General features: G+C 61.7%; 15 protein-coding genes and 1 tRNA gene. 10 read left to right on the top strand and 6 right to left on the bottom strand.

Annotated elements, in window-relative coordinates; translation table 11 throughout:
• Window positions 1-93: 93 nt before the first annotated feature.
• From FGKAn22_RS10795 to FGKAn22_RS10775, 5 genes are all read right to left on the bottom strand, one after another.
• Window positions 94-1,734, bottom strand: a complete 1,641-nt coding sequence (locus FGKAn22_RS10795) for an ArnT family glycosyltransferase (RefSeq protein WP_212785643.1) — start codon at window positions 1,732-1,734, stop codon at window positions 94-96.
• Window positions 1,735-1,872: 138 nt separating this feature from the next.
• On the bottom strand, window positions 1,873-3,291 hold the full coding sequence (locus FGKAn22_RS10790; protein WP_212785642.1) for a M48 family metalloprotease: 1,419 nt from the start codon (window positions 3,289-3,291) through the stop codon (window positions 1,873-1,875).
• A 155-nt stretch (window positions 3,292-3,446) separates the two neighbouring features.
• The gene (rpmE, locus tag FGKAn22_RS10785) at window positions 3,447-3,659 is read right to left on the bottom strand and encodes a 50S ribosomal protein L31 (protein WP_212785641.1); all 213 of its coding nucleotides are present in this window, start codon (window positions 3,657-3,659) and stop codon (window positions 3,447-3,449) included.
• 107 nt (window positions 3,660-3,766) lie between these two features.
• Window positions 3,767-3,946, bottom strand: a complete 180-nt coding sequence (locus FGKAn22_RS10780; protein ID WP_212785640.1) for a YbdD/YjiX family protein — start codon at window positions 3,944-3,946, stop codon at window positions 3,767-3,769.
• A complete protein-coding gene (locus FGKAn22_RS10775; protein ID WP_212785639.1) occupies window positions 3,931-6,003 on the bottom strand; it encodes a carbon starvation CstA family protein in 2,073 nt (690 codons plus the stop codon). The genes FGKAn22_RS10780 and FGKAn22_RS10775 overlap by 16 nt, the downstream gene beginning before the upstream one ends.
• Before the next feature lie 116 nt (window positions 6,004-6,119).
• Here FGKAn22_RS10775 and ispB point away from each other — a divergent pair, with 116 nt between their 5' ends.
• The 5 genes from ispB to FGKAn22_RS10750 all read left to right on the top strand — a co-directional run bounded on the left by ispB (window position 6,120) and on the right by FGKAn22_RS10750 (window position 10,730).
• Window positions 6,120-7,082, top strand: coding sequence for an octaprenyl diphosphate synthase (gene ispB / locus FGKAn22_RS10770; RefSeq protein WP_281411911.1), 963 nt, complete (start codon window positions 6,120-6,122; stop codon window positions 7,080-7,082).
• A gap of 9 nt (window positions 7,083-7,091) precedes the next feature.
• Window positions 7,092-7,168 (top strand) — tRNA-Pro (locus FGKAn22_RS10765).
• A gap of 354 nt (window positions 7,169-7,522) precedes the next feature.
• Window positions 7,523-8,857: an oligosaccharide flippase family protein gene (locus FGKAn22_RS10760; RefSeq protein WP_212785637.1), complete on the top strand. Its 1,335-nt coding sequence runs from the start codon at window positions 7,523-7,525 to the stop codon at window positions 8,855-8,857.
• Window positions 8,854-9,468 (top strand): CatB-related O-acetyltransferase, encoded by a 615-nt coding sequence (locus FGKAn22_RS12605; protein WP_281411873.1) that lies wholly within the window; start codon window positions 8,854-8,856, stop codon window positions 9,466-9,468. Before FGKAn22_RS10760 ends, FGKAn22_RS12605 begins: the two co-directional genes overlap by 4 nt.
• 221 nt (window positions 9,469-9,689) lie before the next feature.
• Window positions 9,690-10,730, top strand: coding sequence for an SRPBCC domain-containing protein (locus FGKAn22_RS10750; protein WP_212785636.1), 1,041 nt, complete (start codon window positions 9,690-9,692; stop codon window positions 10,728-10,730).
• 35 nt (window positions 10,731-10,765) lie between these two features.
• On the opposite strand, the gene FGKAn22_RS10745 is transcribed toward FGKAn22_RS10750, so the two are convergent.
• Entirely contained in the window at window positions 10,766-11,257 is a 492-nt protein-coding gene (locus FGKAn22_RS10745; protein WP_212785635.1) for a Mut7-C RNAse domain-containing protein, read from the bottom strand.
• A 169-nt stretch (window positions 11,258-11,426) separates the two neighbouring features.
• Between FGKAn22_RS10745 and FGKAn22_RS10740 the strand changes: the two genes are divergently transcribed.
• The 5 genes from FGKAn22_RS10740 to FGKAn22_RS10720 all read left to right on the top strand — a co-directional run bounded on the left by FGKAn22_RS10740 (window position 11,427) and on the right by FGKAn22_RS10720 (window position 18,129).
• On the top strand, window positions 11,427-11,639 hold the full coding sequence (locus FGKAn22_RS10740) for a PP0621 family protein (protein WP_212785634.1): 213 nt from the start codon (window positions 11,427-11,429) through the stop codon (window positions 11,637-11,639).
• Between the two features lie 27 nt (window positions 11,640-11,666).
• Window positions 11,667-13,262 carry a sensor histidine kinase gene (locus FGKAn22_RS10735; RefSeq protein WP_212785633.1) on the top strand — a complete coding sequence of 532 codons (1,596 nt, stop codon included), beginning with the start codon at window positions 11,667-11,669 and terminating at the stop codon, window positions 13,260-13,262.
• Window positions 13,252-14,592, top strand: a complete 1,341-nt coding sequence (locus tag FGKAn22_RS10730; protein ID WP_212785632.1) for a sigma-54-dependent transcriptional regulator — start codon at window positions 13,252-13,254, stop codon at window positions 14,590-14,592. Before FGKAn22_RS10735 ends, FGKAn22_RS10730 begins: the two co-directional genes overlap by 11 nt.
• Entirely contained in the window at window positions 14,582-15,121 is a 540-nt protein-coding gene (gene ampD, locus FGKAn22_RS10725; protein ID WP_212787215.1) for a 1,6-anhydro-N-acetylmuramyl-L-alanine amidase AmpD, read from the top strand. The genes FGKAn22_RS10730 and ampD overlap by 11 nt, the downstream gene beginning before the upstream one ends.
• 155 nt (window positions 15,122-15,276) lie before the next feature.
• Window positions 15,277-18,129, top strand: a complete 2,853-nt coding sequence (locus FGKAn22_RS10720; RefSeq protein ID WP_212785631.1) for a ribonucleoside-diphosphate reductase subunit alpha — start codon at window positions 15,277-15,279, stop codon at window positions 18,127-18,129.
• Window positions 18,130-18,292 lie beyond the last annotated feature (163 nt).

Below are 18,292 nucleotides of genomic sequence, written 5' to 3'. Positions count from 1 at the left end.
GCACTAACCCAACCTACTGACCCGGGCGGGTTTGGCGTTGCATAGCCAATCGACTAAGCCGCAAAGCGGCAAGTCGCTGGTTAAAACCCGCCCCTACGGAATGCGGCGGTACAACCGGTAATGCTCTCCCTTGTCGCCCTTGCGGCTGCCTTCCCAGATCTTTTTCCAGCGGGTCTCGTCCAGCAGCGGCTTGGATAACCGGTTGCCCTGGATCAGTCGCAGGTCGCAGCGTTCCTTGCGGTCCTCGCGCGTGACGATGCCGCCGAAGTAGTGCAGCATCGCGCGCGGGCCTTCGCCGACGTAGTCGTAGCCGACGCAGTGGTAGTGTTGCGGCATGGCCTGCTTCAGCGAGGCGACCATGTGGCGGTAGCTCTTGCCGCTGTCCAGCCACGGCAGCCACAGCGTCATCGCGAGTACCCAGGTCAGCGTGATGCCTGCGGCCCAGTTGGTGACGGCGCGGCGCATCGAGCGGCCGACGCGCCACACCATCACCAACCACAGCACAGTAGCGGCGACTGCGATCCAGAACGGCAGCGCTTCGAAGGAGGGCTCGAAGCCGGGCTGGTAGTCCTTCAGCCAGAGCGTGATCTTGGCGTGGTTGTCCAGCAGCAGGCCGGCCCAGCCCCACCACAGCGCGATGGCGAGCAGCGCGAAGGTCATCAGGCCGAACCAGTCCAGCGCGTTGGCCGCGCCGCGCTTCAGCGACGACAGCGATGCGGTGGCGAGCAGGGTGAGCGGCAGCAGCATCGGCAGGGCGAACACTTCCTTGATGTTGGGCACGAAGCTTAGTGTGACGAACATCACGCCGAAGGCGACCAGCGGCAGTTGCAGATCGTCGCGCTGCGCGAGGCGGTGGCGCGATTGCCATACCGCCCAGGCCGCCAGCGGTAGTGCCGGCCATGCGAGCCACGGCAGGTTCTTCAGGTAGTAGAACGAGTCCACGGTCGGGCCATGCTCCGCGTAATCAACCCAGCGGCCGATGTTGTGCGCCCACGCCCAGTCGGCGAACAGTCGCGGCGAGTGCTGGTACAGCAGCAACGGCCATACGGTGAGCCAGGGCAGGGCGAACAGCGCGGCGATGGCGAGGCTGGAGACATAGCGGCGCCCGCGCCATTGCTGGAACAGCGCGGGCAGCATGGCCGCGATCAGCATGAACAGCACGGGGGCGATGAAGCCCTTGGACATGAAGCCGATGCCCACGCTGGTGCCTATCAGCAACCCGGCGCGCAGCGAGCGTTCCTGGCTCAACGAGAAGCCGTAAAGCATCATCGCGCAACCGGCGAGCAATGGCAGGTCGGTGACCATCTGGTGCGCGCGCACCATCATGCCGACACAGCCGATCAGGATGACGGCTGCGGCCCAGCCGCGGTTTTCGCCGTACAGCTTGCGCCCGGCGAGGCCGATGAACAGCAGGGTGAGTCCGACGTAGAGGGCGCTGGCGAGGCGCGCGCCATCGTGCAGCGGCAACAGCGGCTCGAACAGGCTGGCGGACAGCGCGGCGGTCCAGTAATACAGCGGCGGCTTGTCCATGTAGGGCTCTCCGACCAGCGTGGGTACCAGCCAGTCGCCGCTTTGCAGCATGGAATACACGACCCCGAAGCCTTGGGCCTCATCCGGTTTCCACGGGTCATGGCCGACCAGTCCGGTAAAGACCCAGATCAGGATCAGCGCGCCCAGCAACACCGCCTTGGCGGGGGTGATGGGATTGGGGTCGGTGGGTTTTATGAAGTACATTAAAACCTGCTGCGCGATCCGATAGCGGCGTTGCGCGGTGCTCGCTCCTCGCCTACCCATTCGGTATGTCTCGTTCGCTGTGCTCCGTGCGCCTTGCTCTCGAACCGCTCGCTACGGTTTTGGTCTCTTATCATGTCTCTATTCCACGATCTTGACTGCTTGGCCCGCGCGAGGCTCGCCATTCGGATACTGCGCGTTGATCAGGCGCAGGTAGGATTCCGCCGACTTGCCCAGCGGCGAGCCTTGCGCCAGTTTTGCGTAGGTTTCGCCGGCGCGGACGTGGATGACCCGGATGCTGAGCGGCTTGACCAGCTTGCGCTCTTCGGCGGTGAGTGTGTGGAAGCTGCGCACCGTGTCGAAGATCTCGTTGCGGTGTGCGTCCAGTCCGCCGCGCGCCTTGGCTTGTGCCGCCAGAATGTAGGCATATTTACCCTGGTAGATCACGCCGCCCATGGTGTTGGACAGTTCGAAGGTCGCGGCGGGCAAGCCGTTCAGGTCGAGCGAGCGGGTCTGCGCGCCGTAGCCCACCATGCGGCGCGCATATTCAGCCGGTGTGCCGCTCGGCTGCTGATCCATCTTCATCTGCAGCATCGCTTCGCCGCCGGGGCTGACGGCGACCAGTGTGTCAGGCAGGTTATGCACCTGCCAGGTTTCCGGGAAGGCGACGGCGATGCCGAGGTCGGCGTGGTAGAAGTGGTTGTTGCGTACCACACCCTGGTCGCTGCTGTCGCCGAATGCCAGACCGTCGGTGGCGGCGAGGAATTCGGCGCGGCCTTCAAAGGGGGCGGCGGGCGCCAGTTTGTCCGCTTCGCCGACCACTTGCTTCAGGCGCGTGTCGTTGTCCGGATGCGTGGCGAACAGGCCGGAGTAGCGTCGCGGCTCGCGGCCTTCCTGCTTGGCCAGCTCGATATCCTTCAGTTCCTGGTTCTTCAGCACTCGGAGGACGCTGATGATGGCCTGCGGGTCGTAATCGGCACGCGCGAGATATTGGGCGCCCAGGCGGTCAGCCTCCAGCTCATGTTCGCGGCCGTAGCCGGACAGCAGGGCTCCGCCGACGATGTTGGTGATGTTCTGCCCGCCCATCGAGCCGATCTCCGGCACGAAGATCGAGGCGATGGTCAGGCCGATGTTGGCGGCCTGCGCGGCGCTCTGCTGGCGCACGCCGTGGCGCGCCGTGACGTGGCCGATCTCGTGACCCACCACGGCGGCCAGTTCGGCCTCGCTGTTGAGGTAGGGCAGGATTCCGCGTGTGACGTAGACGTATCCGCCGGGCAATGCGAAGGCGTTGACCTCGGGGGTGTCCAGCACGGTGAAGTGGTATTGCAGGTTGGGGCGATGGCTCTGTTTGGCGAGCCTCTGGCCGACGCGGTTGACGTAATCCTGCAGCGCCTTCGATTCATAGACCTTGTATTGCTTCTTGATCTGCACGTCGGCCTGGCGGCCTTCGGCGACCTCCTGGCTTTCCGACATCATTACGAAATCGTTCTGCCCGGTGACGGGGTTCTGTGCGCAGCCGGCTAGCAGCGCGAGTGCGAGAGCGGTGATTACAAAACGCATGGCACACCTGTTCAGCTTGTTGAAGGAGAGGATTGTCGCCGCAAATAAAAAAGGCAGCAAACGCTGCCTTTTGATGAGTCCGCTGCGAGAAGTTCCTTTGGAACTCCTCGCCATTCCACCGGGCTGCCAAAAGACGGCAACCAAGTGGCTGGTTATTACGCTGCGGTCTTGCCGTACTTCTGGCGGAACTTGTCGATACGGCCAGCGGTGTCGACGATCTTCTGCGTGCCGGTGTAGAACGGATGGCACTCGGAACATACTTCGATGTTCAGGGTCGGCTTGCCGATCACGGACTTGGTCTTGAAGCTGTTGCCGCAACTGCAGGTCACGGTGATTTCCTGGTAATTCGGGTGGGTGTCTGCTTTCATTTTCTTTCCTTTAGGGGTTCGGTGCGGCGGGTGTACGCACTATCAGGGGCGCGCATTATCCATAAATACACGGGGTTAGGCAAATTATTTTGGGATGTCGGCTTTCGCTAGCAGCAGCGCTTTATGCCGCCCCATTTCTGCTGCTCCTGATGGGCGAACCAGTCCCGGCGCGACAAAGGGGGATGGCCTGGATGGGCTACGGCGTGGTGCGCCAGGTAGCGCTCGTAGCCGTCGTCGCCGCTCAGACGGCGGATGGCTGCCCAAAGCCGTTTTAATCCCTTGCCCATGCCGCCTCCAGCTGTGTCGGGTAATGGGGTTCTTCACTCAGCGGCGGCACGGGCTTGCCGCGCAGGTGGCGCAGGCAGACGCGTAGCATGTCGGCGACGATCAGCCACAGCAGTGCCACGAAGAACAGCGCAAGCACCGCATCGAGCTGCTGGTTGAAGATCAGCTGCGGCGCGACGGCGGCCTTCTCCGGTGGCAGCGCACCTGCGGCGAGCTTGTCGGACAGACTGTTGGCCGCGGCGATGAAGCCGATGCGCGGGTCGTCGCTGGTGAGCTTCTGCCAGGTTGCGGTGCTGGTGATGATGACCAGCCACAGCAGCGGCAGCGCGGTGATCCAGGCGTATTTGAGCTTGCCGGACTTCACAAGGATGCCGGTGCCCACGCACAGCGCGATGGCCGCGAGGATCTGGTTGGAGATACCGAACAGCGGCCACAGGATGTTGACCCCGCCGTTCGGGTCGATCACGCCGATGTACAGGAAATAGCCCCAGGCCGCGACCACTATGGCGCTGGTGAATATCACCGACGGATACCAGGAGGTCTGCCCCATCGGTTTCCACACATTGCCGAGTAGGTCCTGCAGCATGAAGCGGCCGACGCGCGTGCCAGCGTCCAGGGTGGTGAGGATGAAGATAGCCTCGAACATGATGGCGAAGTGGTACCACAGCGCGAGCAGATTCTGGCCAAAGGCGCTGCCGAAGATGCTGGCCATGCCCACCGCCAGCGACGGCGCGCCGCCGGTGCGCGCGAACAGCGTGGCCTCGCCCATCTGCTGCGCGAGCAGGTTCATCTGCTCGACGGTGACCGGGAAGCCCCAGGACGAGATCTTCGCGACCGCATCGGCCGCTTCCTTGCCGACGATACCGGCCGGGGAGTTGATGGCGAAATACACGCCGGGGTCGAGCACGGTGGCGGCAATGATCGCCATCACCGCGACCATCGATTCCAGCACCATGCCGCCGTAGCCGATCATGCGGATGTCGCGCTCGTTGGACAGCAGCTTCGGCGTCGTCCCCGAAGAGATCAGCGAGTGGAAGCCCGAGATCGCGCCGCAAGCGATGGTGATGAACACGAAGGGGAATAGCGCGCCGCCGAAGATGGGGCCGCTGCCGTCGATGAACTGGGTCAGCGCGGGCATCTTGATTTCGGGGCGCAGCCACACGATGGCGAGCGCGAGCAGGATCACCGTGCCGAGTTTCATGAAGGTGGAAAGATAGTCGCGCGGAGCCAGCAGCAGCCACACCGGCAGGATGGCTGCTGCGAAACCGTAGCCGATGACGGCGAAGGCCAGCGGCAGGCCGGGGTGGTTGAACAGTTCGCGCAGTCCGGCCTGCTGGTCGATCCAGCCGCCGCCCGCCACCGCCAGCAACAGCAGGATCACGCCGAGCGCGGAGCCTTCGAGCACGCGCCCCGGCCGCAGCTTGTACATATAGAGTCCCACCAGCATCGCAATGGGGATGGTCGCGGCGACGGTGGAAGTGGCCCACGGACTGTTCTTCATCGCATTGACCACCACCAGGCCGAGCACGGCGATGAGGATGATCATGATGAGGAAGGTTGCGGTTAGCGCGGCCACGCCGCCGATGTTGCCCAGTTCGTCGCGCGCCATCTGGCCTAGGCTGCGCCCGTTGCGCCGGGTGGAGAAGAACAGCGTTACCATGTCCTGCACGCAACCGCCCAATACTGCGCCGAACAATATCCATAGCGTGCCCGGCAGGTAGCCGAATTGCGCGGCCAGCGTCGGGCCGATCAGCGGGCCGGGGCCGGCGATGGCGGCGAAATGGTGGCCGAACACGATCCAGCGGTTGGTCGGCACGAAATCGCGGCCGTTGTTCAGCCGCTCGGCCGGTGTGGCGCGCGTCTCGTCGATACTTAGAACTGTCGCGGCGATCCACGCCGCATAGAAACGGTAGGCGATGGCATAGACACACAGCGCGGCGGTGACGAACCACAGCGCGTTGATGGATTCGCCGCGGTTCAGCGCGATGCCGCCGACGGCGGCGGCACCCAGCACCGCGACGCCGAGCCAGACCAGAATAGAAGAGAGGGATCGTTTCATAAGGGCACCATTCGAGGAGGGGCGATTTTATGCGACAATGCCGCCCCACGAGAAGAGCGCGTACGCGCCATTTAGGCAAATCAGGCAACGTCTTACAAGAATTCAAGGTGGAGAGTTTGGAAAACCTCAAGCAATTGCTCGCGGCGGACATGGCTGCTGTGGACCAGGTGATACGCGCGCGGCTGCATTCCGAAGTGCTGCTGGTCAATCAGATCGGTGAATACATCATCAACAGCGGCGGCAAGCGGCTGCGCCCGGCACTGGTGGTGTTGTCCGCCGAGGCGTTCGGCTACCGCGGCAAGCATCAGCACGAACTGGCGGCGGTAGTGGAGTTCATCCATACCGCGACCCTGCTGCACGACGATGTGGTGGACGAGTCGGAGCTGCGCCGCGGGCGCGAGACCGCCAACGAGTTGTTCGGCAACGCCGCCAGCGTGCTGGTGGGCGACTTCCTCTATTCGCGCGCCTTCCAGATGATGGTCGAAGTGGGCGAGATGCGCGTCATGCAGGTCCTGGCGGAAGCGACCAACGTCATTGCCGAAGGCGAGGTACTGCAACTGCTCAACTGCCACGACGCGAGCGTCGATGTATCCAACTACATGCGCGTGATCCATTGCAAGACAGCCAAGCTGTTCGAGGCGGCGATGCGCCTCGGCGCAATCCTGGCCAAGGCATCGGCGGCGGACGAAGAGGCCGCGGCGAAATACGGCATGCACCTCGGCACCGCGTTCCAGCTGGTGGATGATGTGCTGGATTATTCCGCGGACGAGGCGGAGACCGGCAAGCACCTCGGCGACGACCTCGCCGAAGGCAAGCCGACCCTGCCGCTGATCTATGCGATGCAGCACGGCACGGCCGCACAGGCAGCCGTGGTGCGCGAGGCCATCGAGCAGGGAGATGTGGGAAGATTCACCGAAGTGCTGGAGATCATTCGCGAAACGGGCGCGCTGGAGTTCACACGCCAGCAGGCGATGCGCGAGGCGGAAGCGGCTTGTGCTGCGATTTCTTCACTTGCCGGTTCTCAATACAAACAGTCTCTGGTAGAATTAGCGCTCTTCGCCGCCCAACGGCAATTCTAGTAGTTATTTCGGAGCGTGGCTCAGCCTGGTAGAGCACTGCGTTCGGGACGCAGGGGTCGGAGGTTCGAATCCTCTCGCTCCGACCATTAAGGTCGTCGGTTTTCACCGTATTTCCCCATCTTGTTGTTTTGCCCGGTTTTCGGGCGCCCCGGCATTCATCTAGCTGTTCTCTACAGCGATTCCCTACCTTTCAAATCAGGCTCATCCCCCAGCCGAATACGGGCTTCCTCCCGCTGCATTTGCTGCGCCCACGGCTGACACTTGCATCGCAGACTGGGGCGAGCGAATCGGGACCTCGCAGATTCAAAATTGACACTGTCGGGTTAACTTTTCATGACTATCATCAACGACCAGCAGTATTGTCACGGCCATGCTGAGAAGCGTGGCTTGGTGCGAATTCAATATTGCTGTACCGGCGGAAAACTGTCCGCTGTCCAGGGATGATCGCCCTCGTCTCGCGTCGGCTGGGCGCGCTGCGCACCGCCCCCAGCATGCGTGAAGTGGCGCTGAGTTCGTTTGGCGCCCGGTTGCTGGGCGTGCTGCTGGCTTTTCTGTTCAATGTGATGCTGGCACGTTTGCTGGGGGCGGAGGCTGCAGGGTTGTTCTTCCTCGCCCTGTCGGTGGTGCTGGTCGCCGAGGCGGTCGGGCGCTTCGGGCTTGAACACAGCTTGGTGCGTTTCGTGTCGGCAGCCTACACACAGCAGGACTGGGGCGGAGTTGCGGGCGTCTGGCGGCATGCACTGCGAATGGGTGTTTCTGCTTCCATCATGATGGCGCTATTGATCGCCTTCCTGGCCGCTCCGGCCGCCAATCAAGTGTTCGGAAAGCCGGAACTGCAGTCCCTGTTGCTGACTCTGTCCGCCGCGATCGTGCCGCTTGCGCTGACCAAGTTATACGCCGCGGCGTTGCGCGGCACGCAACGCATCCTCATTTACCAGCTACTGCAGAATGCTCTGCCTTTCGTGCTGGTGATCGCGCTGCTGGTCCCGCTGGACATGCAATTCGGCAAGACTCACGGCGCCGCCCTCTCATATGTGGCGGGCTGGATGATGGCTCTCGGCGTAGGGTGGTGGAGTTGGAGCGTCGTGATGGAAAGCGTTCCGGTCGCACAGCCGGCGTTCGAGCGTGAGCGTCTGCTGGCATCATGCGTGCCGATGCTGGCAGTCACCTTGTCTGCCTTGCTGCTGACGCAGATGCCGATGCTTTTCATCGGAATCTGGGCGGATGCGCAAGAGGTGGCAATCTTCAACGCAGCTGTCCGTGTCGCGCTCCTGGGTGCTTTTCTGCTGCACTCCATGGTCAGCATCTTCTTGCCGAAACTCTCCGAACTGATCGCAGCCGGCAGGCTTGCCGATCTGAAGCGTGTTTCCAAACAATCCATCATGCTGGCGGCACTTTGCGTCATTCCTCTGTGGGGCGCGGTGCTGCTTTTCCCTGCTTCGATGCTGGCCCCGTTCGGCGAGGAATTCCGCCAGGGGGGCGAGGTGCTCATGGTGGTGTTTACCGGCCAGATGCTGTTCGGCATTTTCGGGATAGGCGGTGAGCTCCTGCTGATGGGCGGGTACGAGCACCTCGCCAGACGCATCAGTTTCATGTCACTGTTGCTTTGCTTTGCCGCCTGCCTCTTGCTCGTTCCGGGTCATCGCGCGATGGGCGCGGCCGTTGCGATCAGCCTGGCGTCCGTGGGACACGCGGCGATGTGCCTGTTCCATGTGCGGCGGCATTTCGGATTCTGGCTGGTGCCGTCTTTTACTTTTACAGGGAGTGCGAAGTGAATCTGAAATTTGCCGAAAAATTGTTCGCGCGCATCGCCGATGCAATCAGAAAGCCGCGTTTCATGGCGGACTCCAGCCAATACCGCCGTCACTGTATCGGCGCCTATACCTATGGCGCGCCGAAGATCTACCAGTGGGACGACAGCACCAGGCTGTCGATCGGCAAGCACTGCTCGATTGCGAAGGACGTTTCGATACTGCTCGGTGGCGAACACCGCACCGACTGGGTCACCACCTATCCGTTCAACAAGTTCTTTCGGGAGGTGGACGGAATCACGGGGTATCCGCACTCCAAGGGGGATGTGAGCATCGGCAACGACGTCTGGATAGGTATGGGCGCCACCATCCTGTCCGGGGTGACTATCGGCGACGGAGCGGTGATCGCGTCACACAGCCTGGTGACCAGGGACGTGCCGCCCTATGCCATCGCGGGCGGCAACCCGGCACGGGTCATCCGCTCGAGATTCCCGGTGGACGTGGTTCGCAAGTTGCAGGTCATCGCATGGTGGGACTGGCCGATCGAGAAGATCGAGGAGGGCGTACCGCTGCTGATGCACAACGACATCGATGCATTCATCCGGTGGAGCGACGAGTGCTCAATAGCACGATAAGCCGCAGAGAAGGGAAGGGCTCTCATCCGGCAGGCGGTGCTGGAGGGCAAGCGTGCGTGCCTGGGAAAGGCAGTGGCGCCGCCGGAGCCAATCTGGGAGCCGTTCCGCGGCACGGATAAACGGTGCGGAAAACATAGCCTGCTTGCCTCCTCCGGCCTGCAAAGGCCGCGAGGAGAATCCCTGGATGACACCATTCAGGATTTCAGGCAAAGGAGGAGATCATGGATATGCAAAACCGCAATGGCGCAATCGACACCGCGCAACCCTCCGCTTCAATGCCGTCGCAGTCAAGGCGCGAGGTCATCATCATACATACCTTCGATGCGCCGCCAGAACGGGTATTCGGCTGGTGGACCGAGCCAGCCCTCCTGATGCGCTGGTGGGCGCCGAAGGGGTGGAGCACACCTTCATGCAAAGTGGATCTGCACCCCGGCGGTATCTTCCATTACTGTATGCGATCACCCGAGGGAAACGACTTCTGGGGGCGGGGCGTCTATCGCGAAATTGCGGCCCCGCAGCGTCTCGTCTATACCGACTCCTTTTCGAACGAGGAGGGCAATATGGTCGACCCGGCTCGTTATGGCATGAGCTACGGCTACCCATCGGAAACGCAGGTGACAGTGGTGTTTTCTGGGCAGGAAGGCAAGACTCGGGTCGCAGTACTTCACGACGTTCCTGAAGAGATTCCCGAGCGCACCGGGATGCAGCAGGGATGGGCAGAGATGCTGGAGCGTCTTGACAACGAACTGGCAGCCACTGCGACGCATACCGAAGTTGCGGAAAAAGAGGTGATCTTCTCGCGCCTCATCGCCGCGCCGCGGGCTCGCGTGTTCAAGGCTTGGACCGATGCGGCACAACTGGCGCAGTGGTGGGGGCCGCATGGATTCAGCTGCATCTGCGAAATGGACGCGCGGCCGGGCGGCAGTTACCGTGTCGTGATGCGATCCAAAGATGGAGTCGAGTATCCCCTCAACGGGATTTATCGCGAGATCGTGGAGCCGGAACGACTCGTCATGACCGATAACTGGGCCGAGCATCCGGCTGAGTGGCAGGAGTTGTTGAAAAAGAATCTCCGGCAAGTAGATGGCGAGCCGGCCCAGGAATCACTCAATACGGTGACTTTCGAGGAGCAGGGCGGCAAGACCGCGCTCACCATCCGGACTCGCTTCGACTCGAATGTGGTTCGCGATGCGATGCTGAAAATGGGAATGGCCGAGGGATGGACGCAAAGTCTGGATCGTCTCGAAGCATTGCTCGGTTGAGCGGACTCAACCGGAAGCAAATACTCATCCCGAAGTCAGGGCGAATTATCCCCATTGCGTGAGGCCTGCCAACGGGCGAGTCGCGCGTGCATGCGCTTGTAGTGAGATCCACGCCAGTAGACTCTCCCACACATCGGGCAGTGTGACAGCGGCTCGCCCGGCCTGAGCGCATCCGCCGGCACGCGCTTCAGTGTGGCCGCATCGGCGGGCAGTAGCGGCGTATTGTCAACCAGGCAGCGAGTGAAGGCGTGGTTAAGCCAGTCGAGATGGAAGTGAGCGCCGAGCCAAACCGCGAGCTGGTCGATGTCGCCCTGCGGCAGGATCAGTGCGATGTCACGCGCTGCCTTATGTTCGCTCACCAACGTGTCCTGAGTCAGGAAATAGCGACCCTCCTCGTGGCATTGCTGCAGCCATTCCCGGTCGAGATGGCCGCCGTTCGCCAGCAGGGCGTCGTAGCCGGCGGCACGCAGGTAGCGGCATAGCCGGCCCAGCATTTCGTCGCAGAGAAAACGGGGCCGGGAGTTCATCTTGTCATGTTATCCCTATTGCAGCTTTTCGGTTGCACACGTTTTTTGCTGTTGGCGGGCGCATGAATTTCAGCGTGCCCCGCCTTCCGGATTCCGGTTGCCTCTGGCAATCGCCGCGCCGTAGAATGGCCGCGGTGATTTTTGCCTTAAACTCTGGAGTCGATATCGTATGAGTCGTCTGTTGTTCCTGGTTGCGATCGTGGCTGTGGTTTATTTGCTGATCCGATCCTTACGCAAGAATGTTTCGCGGCAAGAGGGGCCGGTGGCCGAGGATATGGTGCGCTGTGCGCATTGCGGCGTGCATCTTCCCAAGGGCGAGAGCGTTCAGGCTGAGGGCCTTTTCTTTTGCAGTGCGGAGCATCGCGATGCCTGCCGCAAGTGAATGCGGCGCGAAGTCGTGTCGAAAACGATGACTGACAGGCACGTTGCGGACTCCCACCCCGTCGATTTCTGGCGTTCCCTGTATTACTTCAATCTCTACCGGCTGGCACTGGCCGGCTTGTTCGTCTTTCTCGCGGGAGTGTTCGGCGCCGGGGAGCACAACTGGCTTCTGTTCTACGTCGGGAGCACGGTCTACGCGGCGGTGGCGGTGCTTTCCTCCTTCCTTCTCTGGCTGCGCTTGCCGCGTATTACCCTGCAACTGGCCTGGATGGTGGGCGGTGATATCGTCGGCCTGTCGGTGTTGTCCTATGCCAGCGGCGGGATAGAGAGCAGTATCGGTCTGTTGCTGCTGGTTTCGCTTGCCGCGGCGGGGATCATCAGCCGCGGCAAGATCACGCTGTTCTTTGCATCGCTGGCGAGTATCGCCGCGCTGCTGCAACACTCTTTTGCGGTGCTCTACGACGATGCCGCCGTGGCACAGTATGTCCAGGTCGGATTGCTGTGCATCTCCTATTTCGCGGTGGCCTGGCTGGCGCACACGCTGGCCAAGTATGCCGTGGCCAGCCAGGATCTGGCGCAACGCCGCAGCCTCGATCTGGCCAGCCTGGCGGAAGCAAACCGTATGGTGATGCGCGACATGCAGGATGGCGTGCTGGTAGTGGACGAACAGGGCTTGATCATGCAGATGAATCCGGCCGCCGAGCGTTTGCTGCGCAAAAGCAGCAGTCCCGGGGCTGCCTTGTCGGAAACCTTTCCAGTCCTGTTCGGGCAGTATGCCCTGTGGAAGCAGACCGGGGCGCCAAGCCGGGATACATTGCAGCTGGGGACTGGAGGGCAGGTCAGGCTGCGCTTCATTTCGGTGGAACGCGATGCTGCACGCGGTGTAGTGATCTTCCTGGAGGATATGCAGCGGGCGCAGGCTGAAGCACAGCAGATCAAGCTGGCCGCACTGGGGCGGCTGACCGCGAACATCGCCCACGAGGTGCGCAACCCTCTGTCGGCGATTAGCTACGCGACTGAGCTACTGGGCGAAGAGCAGGGCGATGCGAAACAGCAGCGCTTGCTGCAGATCGTGCTGGACAATACGCAGCGCATCAACCAGATCGTGCAGGATGTGATGCAACTGAATCGGCGCGACCGGGCCCAGCCGGAGGTGTTCGAACTCGATGCGATGTTGCGGACCTTTGCCGAGGAACTAAGTCTGGCGGAGCGTCTCGAGCCCGGTGTGTTGGTGCTTGAGGGGGGGGCGGGCACGAAGGTGCGCTTCGACCGGGGGCATCTGCGGCAGGTGTTGTGGAATCTGTGCCGCAACGCGCTGCGCCATGGCCGCAAGTTGCCCGGTAGCCTTGTGTTGTCGGTGCATGAGGCGGACGGGCGGCTGGTTCTGGATGTGCAGGATGACGGCCCCGGCATTTCCGCAGAGCATCAGGGCAAGTTGTTCGAGCCGTTTTTTACCACTGTTGCGGATGGTACGGGGCTGGGGCTGTATATCGCCAAGGAGTTGTGCGAGGCGAACGGCGCGCGGCTGGAATATCATGCGCAGGAGGGGCGGGACGGGGCCTGCTTCCGCATAACGTTTGGAGAATTGCATAGAGATGCTGAGGGGGCCGGACATGGCGGATAAGAGAGCCTGTGTGCTGCTGGTGGATGATGAGCCCGATATTCTCGAGCTGCTGGATCTGGCGCTGAGCAAGATGGGGCTTGAAGTGGAACGGGCCGCCAACGTGCGCGAGGCGCTGGCGAAGCTGGCATCTCGCCGCTACGACTTGTGTCTGACCGATATGCGCATGCCGGACGGGGATGGCCTGCAGGTGGTACAGCATATCGCCCAGCACAACCTGGATGTGCCTGTGGCAGTGATCACAGCCCATGGCAACATGGAAAACGCTGTTAATGCGCTCAAGGCGGGGGCGTTCGATTACCTGGCTAAGCCGGTTTCGCTGGACCAGTTGCGCGCCCTGGTGAAATCGGCGCTGAATCTGCCGCAGGCGGCTTCGGCGCATGGCAAGGGCTTGCTGGGTGCGTCCCCGGCGATGCAGAAGGTGCGCGACCTGATCGGGCGCGTGGCGCGCAGCCAGGCGCCGGTGCACATCAGTGGCGAGTCGGGCAGCGGCAAGGAGCTGGCGGCTCGGCTGATCGTGCAAAGCGGGGCGCGGCGCGACCAGCCGATGATCGCGGTAAACTGTGGCGCGATCCCGGAGAGCCTGATGGAAAGCGAATTCTTCGGTTACAGGAAGGGTGCATTCACCGGTGCAGACAAGGACCGGGACGGCTTCTTCCAGGCGGCGCATGGCGGCACCCTGTTCCTTGATGAGGTGGCTGACCTGCCGCTGACCATGCAGGTCAAGCTGCTGCGTGCGATACAGGAAAAACACGTGCGCAAGGTGGGCGCGACGACCGAAGAGGCTGTGGATGTGCGCATCATCAGCGCGACCCATCGCGATCTCGCCGAACTGGTGCGCCAAGGCAAGTTCCGCCAGGATCTGTATTATCGCCTGAACGTGATCCAGATCCAGATGCCGCCGCTGCGCGAATTGCGCGAGGACATCGCCGCCATCGCGCAGCAGACCCTCAATCGTTTGCGTGGCGAATCTGCAGCGGAGTTTTCCGAAGAAGCGTTGCAAGCACTGCAAGGGTATGACTTCCCCGGTAACGTGCGTGAGCTGGAGAATGTCATCGAGCGCGCCCTGGCGCTGTGTTCGGGCGATGTGATCACGACGCAGGATTTGCAACTTTCGCCGGGCGAACATCAGCAGGGCGGCCACGCGGTGCTTGGGGAAAAATGCCCACTGCCGGATTACCTGGACCGGGTCGAGAAGCAGGCCTTGCTGGAAGCGTTGCAGCAGACCGGCTTCAACCGCACGGCGGCGGCGAAGCTGCTGGGGCTGACATTCCGGACCATGCGCTACCGCATGGAGCGATTAGGTATCAAGGCGCCGAATGATGCGGATTGACGCGCAGGGCCTGCTGGTGGGAGGCGACTGTATCCCGTCGCCCAACTTTGACGAGCGTCCCGCCGGTGCCATCGATCTGCTGGTGATCCACAACATCAGCCTGCCGCCGGACAAGTTTGGCGGCGATGGCGTGCAGCGACTGTTCACCAATACGCTGGATGCGGAGGCGCATCCGTATTACCGGGCCATCGCCGGACTGAAGGTGTCGGCGCATTTCTTCATTCGCCGCGACGGACGGCTCATCCAGTTCGTTCCTTGTTCAAAACGTGCATGGCATGCCGGTATCTCCTCCTGGCAGGGGCGTGAACGTTGCAACGACTTCTCCATCGGCGTCGAGCTGGAGGGCTGCGATACCCTGCCATTCACCGATCTGCAGTATGAGGCGCTCCACCGGCTGACGCTGGCCTTGCGTGCGACCTATCCGCTGCGCGGCATTGCCGGGCACAGCGACATCGCGCCGCAACGAAAGACCGATCCAGGGCCGCATTTCGACTGGCTGCGCTACCTTTCGGGGCTGTGCGAAGCATAAATGCGCGCATGTAAATTGGCCGAAATATATAGGCCTTTTTTTAGCTTGCAATATTTTGGTTAACTACTACAATTAGCTCCGCCGCTGATAAAAAATACTAGATATAGTGGTTTTGCGGTTTTTTGAAGTTAACAGATACCAAAGGGAGTGAGTACATGTTGCATGCTGCTACAGATAGCGTTTCTACTTCTCCAGTGCTTTCCAGCGTCGTTCCAGATCAGGCTTCCTCTTCTTCCAGTTCGTTCGAACAATATAAGGTGATCCGCCGCAACGGTTCGGTGGTTTCGTTCGAGCCTTCCAAGATTTCGATCGCATTGACCAAGGCATTCATCGCTGTGAACGGCGGTCAGGGAGCTGCATCGGCGCGTGTGCGCGAGATAGTTGAGCAGTTGACCAATGGCATCGTTGCCGCGATGCTGCGCCGCCAGCCGCACGGCGGCACGATGCACATCGAGGATATTCAGGATCAGGTCGAGCTCGGTCTGATGCGTTCCGGCGAGCACGACGTTGCGCGTGCCTATGTGTTGTATCGCGAGGAGCGTTCGCGCTCGCGCGCCAAGGTCAAGAGCCAGGAGCCGGTGCATGTCATCAACGTCACCGGCGAGGACGGTATCGCGCGTCCGCTGGATCTCGATCGTCTTTCCGCGCTGGTGCAGTCGGCTTGCGCCGGGCTGGGTGAGGTGGTCGACGCGGATGCGGTCATCAAGCTGACGCTCAAGGATCTGTATGACGGCGTGGCTGCGAACGAGGTACGCAAGTGCCTGATCCTTTCCGCGCGCTCATTGATCGAGAAGGAGCCGGCCTATAACTTCGTCACCGCGCGCCTGTTGCTCAATAATATGTGCGCCGAAGTGCTGGGCGAAGAAGTGACGCCGGACGAAATGACGACGCGCTATGCCGAATATTTCCCGCAGTTCATCAAGGAGGGTATCGCGGCGGACCTGCTGGATGCGCGCCTGGCACAGTTCGACTTGCAGCGCTTGGGGCAAGAGCTGGATGCGCAGCGCGACCTGCAGTTCGGTTACCTCGGTCTTCAAACCCTGTATGACCGCTACTTCCTGCATGTGCACGGCAAGCGCATCGAACTGCCGCAGGCCTTCTTCATGCGCGTGGCGATGGGCCTTTCGCTGAATGAGATCGATCGTGAGGCGCGTGCAGTGGAGTTCTATCGTCTGCTGTCGAGCTTCGACTTCATGAGCTCCACGCCGACCCTGTTCAATTCCGGCACGCAGCGTTCGCAGCTGTCTTCCTGCTACCTGACTACCGTGGCCGACGACCTCGACGGCATCTATGAGGCGATCAAGGAGAACGCGCTGCTGGCGAAGTTCGCTGGCGGCCTCGGTAATGACTGGACGCCGGTACGTGCACTCGGCGCCCACATCAAGGGAACCAACGGCCAATCGCAGGGCGTGGTGCCCTTCCTCAAGGTGGTGAACGACACTGCCGTGGCTGTGAACCAAGGCGGCAAGCGCAAGGGCGCAGTGTGTGCCTATCTGGAAACCTGGCACTTGGATATCGAGGAATTCCTCGATCTGCGCAAGAACACCGGCGACGACCGCCGCCGCACGCACGATATGAACACTTCGAACTGGATTCCCGACCTGTTCATGAAGCGTGTGATGGAAGGCGGCGACTGGACTCTGTTCTCGCCATCCAATGTGCCCGACCTGCACGACAAGTTCGGCGCCGATTTCGAGCGCGCTTACACCGGCTACGAGGCGAAAGCAGCCAATGGCGAGCTCAAGCTGTTCAAGAAGATTCCTGCAGCCAGCCTGTGGCGCAAGATGTTGACCATGCTGTTCGAAACCGGCCACCCATGGATCACCTTCAAGGACCCATGCAATATCCGCTCGCCGCAGCAGCACGTCGGTGTGGTACACAGCTCCAACCTTTGTACCGAGATCACACTGAACACCAGCGACAACGAGATCGCCGTGTGTAACCTCGGTTCGGTCAATCTGGCGGCGCACCTGTATCCCAAGGGGCACGAAAAGGCCGGTCAGCTCGATCACGACAAGCTGCGCCGCACCGTGAGTACGGCGATGCGCATGCTCGACAACGTGGTGGACATCAACTACTACGCCGTGGGCAAGGCGCGCAATTCCAACCTCAAGCACCGTCCGGTCGGCCTGGGCATCATGGGCTTCCAGGATTGCCTGCACGAACTGCGCATTCCTTACTCGTCGGAAGCGGCGGTCGAATTCGCCGACCGTTCGATGGAGGCGGTGTGTTACTACGCTTACTGGGCTTCTACAGCGCTGGCCGAGGAGCGCGGGCGTTATGCCAGCTATCGCGGCAGCCTGTGGGATCGCGGCATCCTGCCGCAGGATTCGCTAGCCATGCTGCGCGAAGAGCGCGGTGGCTACGTCGAAGTGGATATGTCGTCGACTATGGACTGGGATGCTCTGCGTGCCCGCATTAAGCAGTACGGCATGCGCAATTCCAACTGTGTGGCGATCGCGCCGACGGCGACCATTTCCAACATCATCGGCGTGTCGGCCTGCATCGAACCGACCTACCAGAACATCTTCGTGAAGTCGAACCTGTCCGGCGAATTCACCGTCATCAACGAGCATCTGGTTGCCGACTTGAAGCAACTGGGCCTGTGGGACGAGGTGATGATCGCTGACCTGAAATATTTCGACGGCAGCTTGGCGAAGATCGACCGTGTGCCGGTGGAGTTCCGCAACCTGTACGCCACCGCGTTCGAGGTCGAGCCGAGCTGGCTGATCGAGGCAGCGTCGCGCCGCCAGAAGTGGATCGACCAGGCGCAATCGCTGAACATCTACATGGCCGGCGTATCTGGCCGCAAGCTCGACGAGACATACAAGCTGGCGTGGGTGCGCGGTCTGAAGACGACCTATTACCTGCGTACGCTGGGTGCGACTTCCGCCGAAAAATCGACGGGCCGCGCCGGCGCGTTGAATGCAGTGCCGACCACCGGCGGTGTAGCGGAAGAACCGAAGTTCTGTTCGATTGACAATCCTGAGTGCGAAGCCTGCCAGTAGGCAGGTTCGCACCCCGGGTTGCGGCGAAGGCTAACTTGTTCAGCAAGTTAAGCCCGAAAGGGCGGCCGTAGCCACAAGCCTGAATGCGAGGCTTGCCAGTAGGCAAGCCTTGTGGCGGGATCGGGCGAAGCCGCCCCAAGCCGCAAAGAATTGAAGAACAGTA

The organism is Ferrigenium kumadai, from assembly GCF_018324385.1.
GTDB lineage: Bacteria > Pseudomonadota > Gammaproteobacteria > Burkholderiales > Gallionellaceae > Gallionella > Gallionella kumadai.
Note: the sequence above shows the minus strand (reverse complement) of the source record. Positions and strands in the feature narration are given on the sequence as shown.